Origin of the sequence: Anaeromicropila populeti (assembly GCF_900112775.1) — a bacterium.
In the GTDB taxonomy this organism is placed as follows: domain Bacteria; phylum Bacillota; class Clostridia; order Lachnospirales; family Lachnospiraceae; genus Anaeromicropila_A; species Anaeromicropila_A populeti.
In genome coordinates this window covers 366,363-381,072 of the sequence record NZ_FOYZ01000003.1, presented here as the reverse complement: position 1 = coordinate 381,072, position 14,710 = coordinate 366,363, and the positions used below count along the sequence as shown (strand labels likewise).

11 protein-coding genes are annotated in these 14,710 nt (G+C 35.7%); 7 read left to right on the top strand and 4 right to left on the bottom strand.

Annotated elements, in window-relative coordinates:
- Positions 1-14: 14 nt before the first annotated feature.
- The 4 genes from BM305_RS05770 to BM305_RS05755 all read left to right on the top strand — a co-directional run bounded on the left by BM305_RS05770 (position 15) and on the right by BM305_RS05755 (position 8,107).
- A complete protein-coding gene (locus BM305_RS05770; protein ID WP_092559745.1) occupies positions 15-4,778 on the top strand; it encodes a type I polyketide synthase in 4,764 nt (1,587 codons plus the stop codon).
- A 93-nt stretch (positions 4,779-4,871) separates the two neighbouring features.
- Positions 4,872-5,798, top strand: coding sequence for an ABC transporter ATP-binding protein (locus BM305_RS05765; protein ID WP_092559744.1), 927 nt, complete (start codon positions 4,872-4,874; stop codon positions 5,796-5,798).
- A gap of 54 nt (positions 5,799-5,852) precedes the next feature.
- A complete protein-coding gene (locus BM305_RS05760) occupies positions 5,853-6,989 on the top strand; it encodes an ABC transporter permease (protein ID WP_092559743.1) in 1,137 nt (378 codons plus the stop codon).
- Positions 6,986-8,107 carry an ABC transporter permease gene (locus tag BM305_RS05755; protein WP_092559742.1) on the top strand — a complete coding sequence of 374 codons (1,122 nt, stop codon included), beginning with the start codon at positions 6,986-6,988 and terminating at the stop codon, positions 8,105-8,107. Before BM305_RS05760 ends, BM305_RS05755 begins: the two co-directional genes overlap by 4 nt.
- A 119-nt stretch (positions 8,108-8,226) precedes the next feature.
- On the opposite strand, the gene BM305_RS05750 is transcribed toward BM305_RS05755, so the two are convergent.
- Both BM305_RS05750 and BM305_RS05745 read right to left on the bottom strand, forming a co-directional pair.
- Positions 8,227-8,889, bottom strand: a complete 663-nt coding sequence (locus BM305_RS05750; protein WP_092559741.1) for a YczE/YyaS/YitT family protein — start codon at positions 8,887-8,889, stop codon at positions 8,227-8,229.
- A 4-nt stretch (positions 8,890-8,893) separates the two neighbouring features.
- The gene (locus BM305_RS05745) at positions 8,894-9,286 is read right to left on the bottom strand and encodes a MarR family winged helix-turn-helix transcriptional regulator (RefSeq protein WP_242940467.1); all 393 of its coding nucleotides are present in this window, start codon (positions 9,284-9,286) and stop codon (positions 8,894-8,896) included.
- A gap of 208 nt (positions 9,287-9,494) precedes the next feature.
- Between BM305_RS05745 and BM305_RS05740 the strand changes: the two genes are divergently transcribed.
- Together BM305_RS05740 and BM305_RS05735 are read left to right on the top strand one after the other, a co-directional pair.
- Positions 9,495-10,403, top strand: a complete 909-nt coding sequence (locus tag BM305_RS05740; protein WP_092559739.1) for a LysR family transcriptional regulator — start codon at positions 9,495-9,497, stop codon at positions 10,401-10,403.
- Between the two features lie 113 nt (positions 10,404-10,516).
- Complete coding sequence (locus tag BM305_RS05735) at positions 10,517-11,797, top strand: O-acetylhomoserine aminocarboxypropyltransferase/cysteine synthase family protein (RefSeq protein ID WP_092559738.1); 1,281 nt, start codon at positions 10,517-10,519, stop codon at positions 11,795-11,797.
- A 486-nt stretch (positions 11,798-12,283) separates the two neighbouring features.
- Here BM305_RS05735 and BM305_RS05730 read toward each other — a convergent pair whose 3' ends face one another.
- Complete coding sequence (locus BM305_RS05730) at positions 12,284-12,574, bottom strand: hypothetical protein (protein ID WP_092559737.1); 291 nt, start codon at positions 12,572-12,574, stop codon at positions 12,284-12,286.
- 16 nt (positions 12,575-12,590) lie between these two features.
- On the bottom strand, positions 12,591-13,106 hold the full coding sequence (locus tag BM305_RS05725) for a hypothetical protein (RefSeq protein WP_143099132.1): 516 nt from the start codon (positions 13,104-13,106) through the stop codon (positions 12,591-12,593).
- A 269-nt stretch (positions 13,107-13,375) separates the two neighbouring features.
- On the opposite strand from BM305_RS05725, the gene BM305_RS05720 reads away from it, so the two are divergent.
- Positions 13,376-14,659 (top strand): hypothetical protein, encoded by a 1,284-nt coding sequence (locus BM305_RS05720; RefSeq protein WP_092559735.1) that lies wholly within the window; start codon positions 13,376-13,378, stop codon positions 14,657-14,659.
- Positions 14,660-14,710: the final 51 nt, after the last annotated feature.

The window sequence follows — 14,710 nt, the reverse complement described above, 5'->3', positions numbered from 1 at the left end:
AGGGAGATGTGGCTGTGGAAGCGATAAAAAATTATATTTTAGAACAGGTAAGTAAGAAGTTACTAACTCAGCAGGATGCGTTAGTTATGCTGCAAGAAATGAAGAATGAAACTGGAAAATTTGATGAGCAGATAGCGGTAATCGGTATGGCATGTAATTTGCCAGAATCCGAAAATTATAATGAATTTTGGGATAATTTAATAGCTGAGCGTGAATGTCTGAATTATTTGCCAAAGGCATACACTGATTATTACCGACCAACAGAAAATCCATATTATGCGGAATTCCTTGGAAGTGCGCCAAATGATGTAAAGAAAAACCGATTAAGCAAACGAAGCGCTTATATAAAAGATTCAGATTGTTTTGATGCAACATTTTTTAATGTACCTCCCAGAGAGGCTAAGCATATTGATCCATGTCACAGAATGTTTATGCAGACAGCCTGGAGTGCGTTAGAGGATTCAGGATATGGATTTGACCGGATACAGGGTTCTAATACAGGTGTATTTGTAGGAAGAGATCATAACAGCAGCGGACTATATAAAATGCTGACGGAAAATGATACACTAAGTACCGTAGGTTCATGGGAAAGTATTTTAGCAAGCAGATTAAGCTATTTATTTAATTTGAGAGGACCAGCAATCGTAGTAGATACCGCTTGTTCTTCTGGACTTACCGCAGTTCATCAGGCTTGTAATGCACTAAAAAATTCAGATTGCGAAATGGCAATTGCAGGAGGAATTTCAATAGGAGGCGGTGCTTCTGCGGATTCTGAAGATGAGGATGCAAAAAAAGACGCATTGGATGCAGTAGATTCTGATGACAGAACAGTAAGATCATTCGATAAAAAATCATCTGGAACAGTATTTGGAGAAGGTGTAGTAGCATTTATATTAAAACCATTAAAGGCTGCATTACGAGATGGCGATCATATTCATGCTGTTATCAGGGCAAGTGCTGCAAACAATGACGGTGCTTCCAATGGAATTACAGCACCAAATCCAGCTGCTCAGGAAAGTGTTATTATGAAAGCATGGGAAAAAGCAGGAATTTCACCGGAGTCAGTATCCTATGTAGAGACTCACGGAACAGGAACACTGCTTGGAGATCCAATTGAAGTAAAAGCATTGAATAATGCATTCCGAAATTATACCAGCAAAAAGCAGTTCTGTGGTATTGGTTCTGTTAAAAGTAATATGGGACATTTAGTTGCTGCTTCGGGATGTGTTGGCATGATGAAGGTAATTCTCTCAATGGAAAATCATATGCTTCCAGCAAGTATCAATTTTGAGGAACCAAATCCTCATATTAATTTTATTGACTCGGCTTTATACGTTGTAGATAAAACCTTACCATGGGAGCAAAAGGATGGAAAACTAAAAGCAGGTGTCAGCAGCTTTGGATTTAGTGGGACAAATGTTCATGTTATCATTGAAGAAGCACCAGACATTGCAGAATTAGAAAAAACAGAACAGGCACATGTGCTGACCTTGTCTGCAAAGGTAAAATGGTCACTAGAGCAGTTAGTGGCAAGATACTACCGCTTCCTGAAGAAGCACGATGTGGAACCGTATAATCTGGAGGATATCTGTTTTACTGAAAATACAGGAAGAGGACACTATAATTATCGTTTGGCAGTTGTATTCAAAGATTACAGCCAGTTAAAGGATCGGATAGAAGCCTTATATTATCACGGTTTGGAAACGGATGAAGAAAATGAGATTTATTACGGTTATTATAAGATAGTCAGCGACAAGAGAACGGATCGTGGTGAAGGGGAGTATACAGAAACAGAAATCAGAGACATAAACATCAATGCTTCCAGACTGACAGAACAGATTGTGAAGGAAGAGGTTCAAAGAAACGACTTGTTGAGTGAATTAAGCAGATGCTATGTATGCGGTGGATACATTGACTGGCAGAAGCTGTATGATGGTAAATCTTGTAGAAAAGTAAGCCTTCCTACCTATCCTTTTGAGAAAATTGTGTACTGGGGAGATGTGAAGGAATCAAAGGTAGCAGAGAAAAACCAGTCCTGTTGTGAAAAATATAATATGCCATTACTGGAAAGATGTGTGGTGAAATCAGTACATGAGGACATTTATGCGGTGACGTTCAGCTTGAAGAAGCACTGGATTCTGCGGGAACATATTATTACAGGAAAAAATATTATTCCAGGAACAGCATATATTGAATTGGGCAGTGAAGTAGCATCCAGATATTATGATGAAATGGTAGAATTCCGCGATTTAGTTTTTATGACACCATTAGCTGTTGAACCAGGAGAAGAGGTAGAAGCTCAGATTGCTGTGACAAAGGAAGCAAATGGAATTAAATTTACGGTGGCATCCCGCAATAAAGTAATTGACGGAGATAAAGAGTGGATTATCCATGCGGAAGGAAAAGCATATCCCGTTGAGGAAAATCCAAACGAAGTAGTGGACATTTCAAACATAGATCAGGATGAAACCTTATCCCGCTTTGAAATTAAGCTGGCCACTTTAGAGGACAAGGATGCTATTATGAACTTTGGTCCAAGATGGCATAATGTTGTACATGTGTATACTTCTCCAGACCGTTTGTTTGTACATGCCAAACTACCAGATGAATATCTGGATGATATGAAAGAGTACCGTTTTCACACCAGTATGCTTGATTCTACGATTAATGCTGGAATCCAGGCAGTTCTGGAGGGTGTTTATCTGCCATTTGCCTTTAAGTCTATTAAGCTGCTGGCACCACTTCCAGAGGAAGTATACAGTCTGGCAGTGAAGAAGGAAAAGTCTAATAATAACAATGAAACATTTACCTATGACGTATGGCTTATGGATTGTAAAGGAAATGTAGTTGTAAAAATAGAAGATTATACAGTGAAGAAGGTTCATAAATTTAACGATTATGAAGAAAAGCCATTTTATCAGATAGAATGGCTGCCTGATACGAAGCAAATCGTCAAGGATATGAAAAAGCGCAATGTTTTGGTGTTCCGTGGAGATCGTCTGGTGACGGATAAGCTGTTGGAACAGGGAAAATCAGCATTTGAGAGTGTAATTCAGGTAACACTGGGAGAGAACTATCAAAAGGTATCTGAAAACCAGTATATAGTAGCTAGCGAACAGGATTACGAAGTGTTGGTAGATGAGATAAAAGACAGAGGCATCGACACCGTTATTCATGCTGCTACGATGGATTCTTGCATGGACCAGGTAGAAATAGAAGCGTTTGAGAAAGAGATGAATCAGAGTATATACGGTCTTTTCTATTTTACCAAGGCATTGATGACGAGAAAATTCAAGGGGAACCTGGATTTTGTACTATTAACAGAGTATGCCCAAAGGGTTACAGGACAAGAGAAAACAATTCAACCATTAAATAATGCTTACTTAGGCTTTGGAAAGTGTATGGTGCAGGAATATCCGAATTTTAAGGTTAGGTGCATTGACATTGACGAGGAAACAGCGTCAGAAGTTATTTTAGATGAACTGTTAAATAGCATATATGAGTTAAAAACAGCTCTTCGTAATGGAAAACGATATACAGAATGTCTTTCCAAGCTGTCAAGCTCAACGGAGGGCAAAAAGCTAATTGAAATAAAGGATGGCTGTACGATTGTAACTGGTGGATTAGGTGGACTTGGACTGGTAATGGCAAAATATTTTGCTCAAAACGGTGTGAAAAATATTTGTCTTATCAGTAGAAAAAGTAGTACTACAGAGGTAATGGACAAAATCCGTGAAATTGAACATACAGGTGCAAATGTATTGGTTAGAAGTGGGGATGTTTCTGATTTTGCACAAATGAAAAATATTGTAGAGGAACTAAAAGATGCCTATGGACGAATTAATGGACTGGTTCATTGTGCAGGTATAGCAGGAGATGGGTTTATTATTAATAAGACAATGGATACCTTCGCTACTGTTATCAAACCAAAAATTCAGGGAACAAAAGTGCTGGATACCCTGTTAGGAGAAGAAGAACTGGATTTTTGCATTCTGTTCTCTTCTATGACTACACTTCTTGGAGGTGCAGGACAAAGTGATTATACAGCAGCAAATTCCTATCTTGATTCCTATGCACAATACAGAAGATTAAGTGGAAAACATGCCATTTCCATTAACTGGTCAGCATGGAAGGAAACTGGTATGGCAGTGGATTACATGGTAGCAGATGAAATGGTACTGTTCCAGTCTGTTTCCAACCAGGAAGCAATTGAAGTGATGGAAGAAATGATATCCAGAAATGTTTCCAATATTATTCCTGCTGAAATTAATTACGCTTTATTTGCCCATGTATCAGACAGCATTTCCATTCATTTATCAGATGGAATTCAAAAGGCAGTTGCCAGACAAAAGAAGAAGCAGGAAAGCCTGGGAGCAGGTAAGAAGAAAGAAACAGATATTAAAAACATAGCAATTGTAGGAAAAGGAACAGAAGAATATACCCAGACTGAAAAAACAGTAGCATATATATATGCAGGTGTGTTAGACTTAACTGAGATTGATGTATTTGAAAGCTTCAATTCTATGGGTGGAGATTCCATGATTTCTACAGAGGTGCTGTCAATTCTGAATAAGGAATTTGACAATATTCTTGATGTGTCTGATATGTTCTCGTATCCAACTGTTGTCGAGATGGCAGAATACATTGACCAGAAAAGAAACGTGGACAATAGTTCAAAGATAGAGAATGGACAATTAACAGATATGCTGAAAAAATTCGAAGAAGGAGATATTGATGTGGAACAAATGATCGACTTTTTTGGAGAAGAGAAGGAATAGCGATAACTAGAAATTCAATTAAAATGAAGTGATGAAAAGAAAGGAGAGAGTGAAAGGCTTTCTGGCTGGAAAGCCTTTTACTTAAAATGGACTATGGTAATTGAAATTCAGGATTTAGTAAAAAAGTATGGTAAAAAAACAGTAGTTGACGGGGTGTCGTTGAATATTAAAGAAGGAGAGGTTTTAGGTTTATTAGGACCTAATGGTGCTGGAAAGTCAACTACAATCAGTGCAATTTTAGGACTGGTTAAAATAAGTGCTGGTGATGTTAAAATATTTGGACAGACATTAAAGCCTGGCGCAGTGGATATTAAAAAGAGAATTGGCTATGTCCCACAGGATTTTGCATTTTTTCCAGAATTAAGTGCATATGATAATGTTACCTACTGGGCAAAGCTTTATCAGATAAAAGGCAAGGATGTGAAAGAAGCAGTAAAGGAAGCACTGGATTTTGTTGGCCTTTGGGATAGGAGAAAGGATAAGGCAAAAACATATTCTGGTGGTATGAAAAGAAGATTAAACATTGCTTGTGCAATTGTACATAAGCCAGATATTTTGATTATGGACGAGCCAACCGTTGGTGTAGATCCACAATCTAGAAATAACATCCTGGATGCTGTACGCATTTTAAATCAAAAGGGTACTACGGTAATATATACGTCTCACTACATGGAAGAAATTCAGGCAATCTGTAATCAAGTGGCGATTATGGACAATGGACGAATTATTGCCCAGGGAACAATTGATGAGTTAATTCATTTGATGTCTGAAGAAAGAAAAGTAAGACTGGATATTTCAAATATGACGGAAGAAGCCTATAAAAAGATTCAATCCTGGAAGTTCCTGTCAGATATCAGTAAGGAAGAAAATGAAATTCATTTTAAAATGAATGAGCAGGATATGTCAAAGTTAATGGAAGAACTTGTGAAGAATAAAATAGAAGTAATTGCTCTGGATGTTGAAAAACCAAATCTTGAAACAGTATTTTTACAGTTGACTGGTAAGAAATTAAGAGATTAACGGGAAACTGGTGCATGAAAAATAACTGAAAAAGAAAGGAATCGAATTGATAGTATGAACATATTAAATCAGATTTATTATACCGTAAAACGTATATTTATGGAATATAAGGCAGTTGCGATTAAATTGTTATCTTTTATTCTTCTTATATTGATTCTGGGATCTGCATTTACAGATGCATTTGAAGTGTCATCTTTGGATGAGATTACGGTAGTTTGTTATAATGGGGATCAAGGTGACAGTGGAAAAGATTTTTTGGATTCTATGATGAAAATAGATTCGATAAAGGAACTTATCACGTTTAAAGAAGTATCTACTTTTGAAGAAGCAGAAGAATTGGTTAACAATGAAGAGGCAGAGGCTGTTATCTGCATACCTGATAATTTTTCAGAGCAAGTACAGACTCAGGACACAGCAAATACAATTGAGGTATATCAGAGAAAATATTCTGGAATTTCATCGACTGTAATTGAAAATGTAGTCGAAAGCTATGTAAATGGATTAAATTGTGCAGGTGTTGTCTATCAGCTGCAAGGTAACTTGGATGGATTTGATTTTACAGCAGAAAGCGGACTGGAGGAGCAGCCATTGACCTCTTCTGGTAAAGTGCCAACCTCTATGGGATATTATGCGCTGGCAATGCTGCTTATGATGATGTTGTATGGTGCAGAATATGGATGCAATGGAACTGCTGAGGAAAGCCTTGGTACATTAGGCGACCGAGTTAAGCTGTCTCCAATGAAAACCTATCAGCAATATATTGGAAAGATAATAGGATTAGCTTTGGTAACATTTATTCAAGCATTAGTAATTATTATATTTACAAAAATCGTATATGATGTAGATTGGGGAAATAATGTACCATTATTACTTGCCATCATTTTCTCCTTTTCCGTAGTAACAACAACACTGGGAGCTATGCTGTGTATATTGACAGGAAACGAGTCAAAAGCACAGTCCATTATTACTGTTTTAATTATTGTATTTACGTTCCTTGCAGGTGGTTTTGTATATGCTGATTTTTCCAATGTTGAGCATATATCATTAAGCTATTATGCAAAAAGTGCAATACTGAATATGGTATATGCAGGAGATTTAAATGTAGTATATCGGAATATTGGAATTATGTGGGGTGTTACTGTAGTATTTATTATAATTAGCGTATTTATTGCGGAAAGGAAAAAAGCATGACAATATTTTGGAATAATATAAAACGAATATTTTTAAGAAAAACAAATATTATTTGTATGGTGGTTGTACCAATAGTGGTAAATATAATTGTTGTTTCCTTAATGACTTCAAATTCAAGTTATACCGTTGGAATTACGGATAATGACCAGACAAAATTCACAGAACAGTTTGTGGAAACACTAAGCGAAAAGTATGATGTGGTAGAACTGGACGAAGATGAAGTAAGCAGTAAGGTAATAAATAGCAAAGTGGACTTGGCACTGGTGTTTGACGAAGGCTATACAGCCAAGCTGATTGCTGGTGAAGATGCCGCTGTAAAAAGCTATATGCTGACGGATGGGAACAATGCCCAGCCATTAAAAATGAATCTTAACAGTTATTTATCTGCAATAAAAGAGATTGCAGGGGCGGCAGGCAGCGATGAAGAAGCTTTTTATCAGGGAATAGAAGATTACAGCAATAGTGACTATCAGGTAGAATATAAGAATTTAGCATCAAGTGTTTCTGATGATATAGAACGTTCAGTAACATCATTAGGTTATCTTGCACTGGGAATGATGTTTTTAATGTCATTTTCTACTATGCTGATTCTGGAAGATAAGATGGTCGGTGTATTCGATCGGTTAACAGTAACACCATTAAGAAAATCAAGCTATTATGTTCAGAATCTGCTCAGTTTTTTTGTTGTTTCCTGTATTCAAATTGTAGTCATTGTTAATGTACTGCCCAATATAGTTGACATCAGTTACGGTGATACAACACAGCGGGTTATGGAAATTATACTGGTAAGTGCAGTGTTTGCCATGGTTTGTATTGCAATTGGTATTTTAATCAGCCGGTTTGCTAAGAGTACATTATTTGCAGGATCCTTTGTCAGCTTAGTAAATATTCCGCTATTAATGCTAGGTGGATGTTTGTGGCCAAGAGAAATAATGCCAGAGACTGTACAGAAAATTGGTGATTTTATGCCAACAACCTGGTACATGCAGGCAGCAGAGTCTGTATTATATGGTGACGGCCTTGGAGCGGTAAGAAATGAAATACTTTATATGTTAGCAGTAGTCGTTGTTTTATTAACAATTGCATTTGTAGCAAAAACAGATAAAGAGACATTATAAAGACCTAAATCTTTTATGAAAAAGATTCCTAGGATAAATAAGTATAAGTAGTACTAAAAAATATGTGTTTGATATAGTTAGAAACTATGTCAGACACAATTTTTTATAATACAGATAAATTAATATGGTTCTGTTGCTACAGGAAATAACCAGTTTGCAAATGAACTTAGTGTTCTTCCAAAAAACTTGGCAATTAAGCCAACTATGAATGCAGCAATTATGGTTCCTTCACGAACACCGCTAATTTTATGGAATAATATACCTGATATTAGGATTGCGATAAAAGCCATTGATGCATCAAAACACACTTTGATGATTCCAAACTCTGCTTTAATTCGCATTGTCACAGCTTTTACAAAGGCTTCGCCTGGAAGCATTACAACATCTGCTATTACTTCAATGTACACGCCAAATCCTAAAATGACACAGCCGATCAAAAGGGAAGCAATTTTATAAATATATTTATCAGGTTCAATCCATGACAACAAATTCATAGAAGAGTCAATAAAATAGCCAAATGCAATGGAAATAGGAATTTGTAATAACTGTATTTTTTGAAAATTTCTCCGAAGTATTGCTATCTGCAATGCAATTAGTACAAGACTAAAGACAATGGTAAATTCCCCTAATGTAGGTGTAAATCCTAGACTTAATACATAGGGAATACTTGATATTGGTGATGTTCCAAGGTTTGATTTTGTGATAAAACTTACACCAAATGAATTGATGTATAATCCTAGTAAAAATACAATATATGGTTTAATTAATTTTTTTCTATTCAAATCTCTACACTCTTTTCAAATTGTTATTTACTCGCTCTAAATATTTTATAAATTGTTCTTTTTCATCATCTGTAAAATTACATAAAGCGGTATTTTCTATTGTAGTAAAAGCTTTTTCTACATGTGTAACCTCTTCTTCCCCTTTTTCTGTTAAAAAAACATTCAAGTATTTGCGGTTCTCATTATTCAGTTTGCGTTGGACTAGACCATTCTTTTCCATTCGGATTAAAAGACTAGTAACCGTTGCAGGTTCAATCTTGCATGCTATTGCAATATCTTTTTGAACAGAACCATCATGTTCTTTTAAATATTCTAAAACTTTAGGCTGACCAGATGAAAGATTACGTTCGGCTAACTGCTCAAAAACTTTTTTGGTAAATATTAAATGATTTTCCATCATTAATTTGTGATACATGGTGTGCGCTCCTTTCTTTAAACACTTTCAATTCTAATAGTTAGAATTCAAAGTGTCAAGTACTCTTTTCAAAGAGAAGTTTTATAAGTTATGAATTTCGTTTTTATGTGGGGATATTTGTTACATAGGTTGTATCAGGTTTGTATAACGAGTATAATAGGATATTATGAGCCAAAGGAGTACCAAAGTTATGACGTTACAGCAGTTAAAGTATGTGGTAATGGTAGCAGATAAGGGAACAATCAGTGAGGCTGCCAAGGAATTGTTTATTTCCCAACCAAGCCTGACCAATGCAATCAAAGAGCTGGAAAATGAAATGCAGATTACGATTTTTAACCGGACAAATAAAGGAATAGCAGTATCTGGTGTTGGTGATGAATTTCTTGCTTATGCTAGGCAGGTTCTGGAGCAGGCAAATCTTCTGGAGGAAAAGTTTTTAAATGTTAAAAAACAAAGCCCGAGATTTTCAGTGTCTGCTCAGCACTATTCCTTTGCGGTTAATGCTTTTGTAGATGTAATTTGTGAATTTGGGGGAAACCAATATGATTTTACGTTAAGGGAAACCCAGACCTATGAAATTATTGAGGATGTGAGCAGACTGAAAAGTGAAATTGGTATTTTATATACATCATCAAAAAATGAGGAAGTAATGAAAAAGATGATTAAGCAGAATGGTCTTATTTTTGAAGAACTTTTTGTTGCAAAACCTCATGTATTCATTAGTTCAAAACATCCATTGGCAGAAAAAGAAGTGATTGATATAAAGGATTTGGAGGAATACCCCTATCTCTCTTTTGAGCAGGGAGATTATAATTCCTTCTATTTTTCGGAGGAAATACTGAGTACCCTGGACCGAAATAAAAATATTAAGGTAAGGGACAGGGCAACCCTTTTTAATCTTGCAGTTGGCTTAAATGGCTATACCGTCAGTACTGGCATTATAAGCAAAGAATTAAATGGAGAAAATATTATCGCAAAGCCATTAATGGTAGATGAGTATATGCGGGTAGGCACAATTATACAAAAAAATATGCCATTGAGCAGATATGGAAGAGCGTATATGGAAGCATTAAAAAAGCATGTGTTTGATATAGTTTAAAGCTATGTCAAACACACTTTTTTTTGTATTATGAAAAATTAGAAAAGTAATTTATACTGTTTTCAAGAATAGAAGCATTGATAATGTGATACGCGAGAAAAGGAGGAAACAGTATGGCAAACAGAATCGAAACGAAATGTATACAGGAAGGGTGGAAACCGGAAAAGGGGGCGCCAAGGCAGCTGCCAATTTATCAAAGTACAACATTTAAATATGATACCAGTGATGAAATGGGACAATTATTTGACTTAGAGGCAGAAGGTTATTTTTATACCAGACTGCAAAATCCAACCAATGATGCTGTGGCAGCAAAAATATGTGCTCTTGAGGGGGGAGCGGCAGCCATGCTTACATCATCTGGGCAGGCAGCAAACTTTTACGCTGTTTTTAATATATGTGAGGCAGGGGATCATTTTATTGCATCTTCAGCTATATATGGAGGAACCTATAATTTGTTTGGAGTTACCATGAAAAAAATGGGTATCGAATGTACTTTTGTAGATCAAGATCTGCCAGAAGAGGAGTTGGCACAATATTTCAGACCAAATACAAAGGCTGTTTTTGGAGAAACCATTACAAATCCCACCGTTTCCATTTTTGATTTTGAAAAATTTGCACGGTTGGCACATTCTCATGGAGTGCCTTTGATTGTGGATAACACCTTTGCTACACCTATTAATTGCAGACCATTTGAGTGGGGAGCTGATATAGTGACTCATTCCACTACTAAGTATATGGATGGACATGGTGTTGGTGTAGGAGGCTGTATTGTGGACAGCGGGAACTTTGACTGGCTGGCACATAAAGATATGTATCCAGGGCTTACAACACCAGACGAGTCGTATCATGGCATTGTGTATGCTGAAAAGTTTGGAAAGGGTGCTTATATTACAAAAGCGACAGCCCAGCTGATGCGTGATTTTGGTTCTATCCAGTCACCGCAAAATGCGTTTTATCTGAATCTTGGACTGGAAACCCTTCATTTAAGAGTAAAGCGGCACTGTGAAAATGCTTTGGCAGTTGCAAGGTTTTTGGAAAAGCAGGAAAAAGTCGCATGGGTAAACTATGGGGATTTGGAAAGCAGCCAGTATCATGGACTAGTGACAAAATATCTGCCAAATGGTTCTTGCGGAGTTTTAGCATTTGCCATAAAGGGAGGAAGGGATACTTCTGTTAAGTTTATGGATCAATTGAAATTAGCGTCTATTGTTACCCATGTGGCAGACAGCAAAACCTGCCTTTTACATCCAGCAAGCCATACCCACAGGCAGCTTTCTGATGAACAGTTAAGGGCAGCAGGAATTGCTCCCGATCTAATAAGATTTTCAGTAGGTTTGGAAAATGTAGAGGATATTATCGCCGATTTGGAACAGGCACTTGAGCAGATATCATAAATGCCAGCTATATAGGGCATTAGCACTGAGAAGATGCAAGGCAGTAAAATTTATCCATTAAATAAAAAAGTAGATTTAATCCGGAATTATTCATGGTAAAACATCCAATGGTGCTTCAAACCGCATAATAACTTTATTTTCAACTAATGATTGCGTTCACTTAAAAAGTGAAGCCCAAACAATAGAAAAAGAGTTAAATAGGTGTTTTTTATTGCAGTAAATAAGGAGTTTACTGAAAATCCACTTACTTACTCAATTAATAGAACAAGCAGAGTAGAATTAGTGAGAGTATTATTATTGAATCGTATGATAGAAATTTTTTCATTTCTTTTTTGTCATTCTGGAGCTATATCTTGTGGTTGTACATTTTGCACATATAGGGGTGTCTCCAACAATTATCATAGTAATACGTAAAAAATAGACGAACATACAGAAAAATAAGATAGTCACAAACTCAATAGAAAGTCTGTGACTATCTTTCAATAGCTACTTAGCAGAATCAATACCCTCAACAATATTCCCATGCTCAATGGAAGAATCACCTGGTATTGTAGTTTCTATTACCGTTGTTGTACCATCTTCATTTTCAATAGTTATGTTTTGTCTCGTTTGGCTCTCTAATATAATTGGTTCTTCTGTAGACTCAACACTTGTTTCACTACTTGATGCACTCCCCTTTACATCTTTGGTAAAGGGCTGTCCAACAATAGCAAAAATTACACATCCAATCAAAACAACTGTAACTATACCAATCACTGGTTTTTGTTTAGACTTCATTTTTCAACCTCCATCATTAATTAACGTAATAATAATAAGGATCTCCATATTTACTACAACCAATCTCCAACTCAACATTAAATGTCGTAGACTCATAATATATTGTGGCATTGACTATATACTTAGATATTGAAGTGGTATAAGTAGAAGAATATGTATTATTCCAATAAAATGTCGCTGTACTTGTTAAATTATATACGGTTACACCTAATCCATTAACATAGGCACCAGTATAAGTTAAATTTCTTGCATATAAACTAGATGATGCTGTAACTAAGCTATTTACCGAAACATTACTATCTGTACCAATTGTTAGCACTTCTCCAACATCAATTGTTACGTAAAGAGTACCACCATCCTCTTGCTCAATCGAATAGTCATATGTACCAGTATCTAAATTCTTGACATATTCATTGTTTAAATTGTCTAGGCTATTAGTTGATTCAGCAGATACACTAACATTTGGATTGAATCCAATAAGCACTGCCAAAGCACATACTAAAGTCAATATCATTTTTGCTTTCTTGCACATTTTAATAATACCATACTTTTTTTTTATGTAAATATTTTGTTATTTATTACAACTCCAATACCATATCAATTAAGCAGTTTGATATTAGAGTATAATTTCTGCTATTTGTTTTTATTACCTATGACATAGACGTAGTTTAGTCTTAAAATATAAACTATAACTTTAGCTGTCAACAGAAAAAAAATTTGAGTATATTCATTTTCTCTATTTTAGTATATTATTAGATATATAGAAGTTTTGAATGATATGTAAGAAAGAGGGGATGGAGAATGGATATTGCACTAGAGAAAAAGGGGGAACTTGAAGCGGAGAGTAAGGAAAAGGTAAGTTGGGTTAACCCCAAAGAGACTCCCGTTCAGGCTAAATTCGGCAGTCGTTCTTTTACAAAGAAAAACCAGGAAAATATTTTTAGTGGATTGTATGGAGATACACCAGTTGTGCAGAGAATGGAAATAAAGGTTAAGAACGACAAAGGTGAGGATAAAACAGCTAAAATAGATAATTTATTCATATTTATGAATCTGATGGGTTTATTATTTGATGAGGATAAAAAGGAGCATCCTAACAGGAAAAAAATAAAGGAAGTAGAGCAAATAGAAAAATTTCAGGCACTGTATGAGGCTATTAAGGAGAGAGCAAAGGAAATTCCACCCAAGATACAAAAAGAAATTGATTTTAAAGAGTTCACACTTGATAATCAGGTTGAAATTATGCAAAGTGTGGCAGAACTGGAAATTCCCCAAGATAAAAATGAGGTTTTGTTGAAAATTTACACCACCTTGGAGAAAGAGAACTTATTGGATGATTGTATACATACCCAGTGGGATGCCACTTCTGAAACCAAAGATTTATATGAGAAGTATAATTACATAACTTTTTTTGCTTTCTTATTAGCAAAGGAAAAACATTCAGATATTAAATTACCTGCTGTTTTGGATATTTTTAAGGCAAGAAAATATCATTATAATTTGGAACGGGAAAAGAAAGGATTTACTGGAAATGAAGAAGAGGACATTGATCCAACAGATATAAAGAAGGAATATGTGAAAAATACGTCCTGTGTAATTACAGCATTGTTTCATGCAGAATCAGCATTGGGGGCAGCTCCTTTTGGAAGCAGTTCGCCAGAAGAGCTGCATGGAATGATGGTTACATTTTTTTCAGATAATAAATTCCAAAAGGATGGATATAAGAAAGAAGAAAATCATAATCAGTTTCATAATGTATGGAAAAACTATTCAGACGATTCAGTGAATCCTAGTTTATATAAGTATTTCAAATATAAAGAAGTTGCTGGAGCATCTTGTATAGGAAAGCATCTTGATAAATTGAAGGAAAGAGGGAGAAATGCTGCGGATCAAGGCATTTATGATGATTTAGTTGGAAAACTAGGAGGAGTTACGAGTGGAATCATTCTTACAGCTGGTCATGCCATGTTTTTTCAAAAGGGAGAGAATGGTTTTCTTTTGAAGGATAATGACAATGGTGGGAATAGTGAGGGGATCTATGGAGAAAATGGAGGAAAAGCAATAAAAAGTATTTGGAAAAGGTAATAAAGTAGTTAAATAAAGGGGATAGTCTGAAAATGACTATCCCCTTTCCAT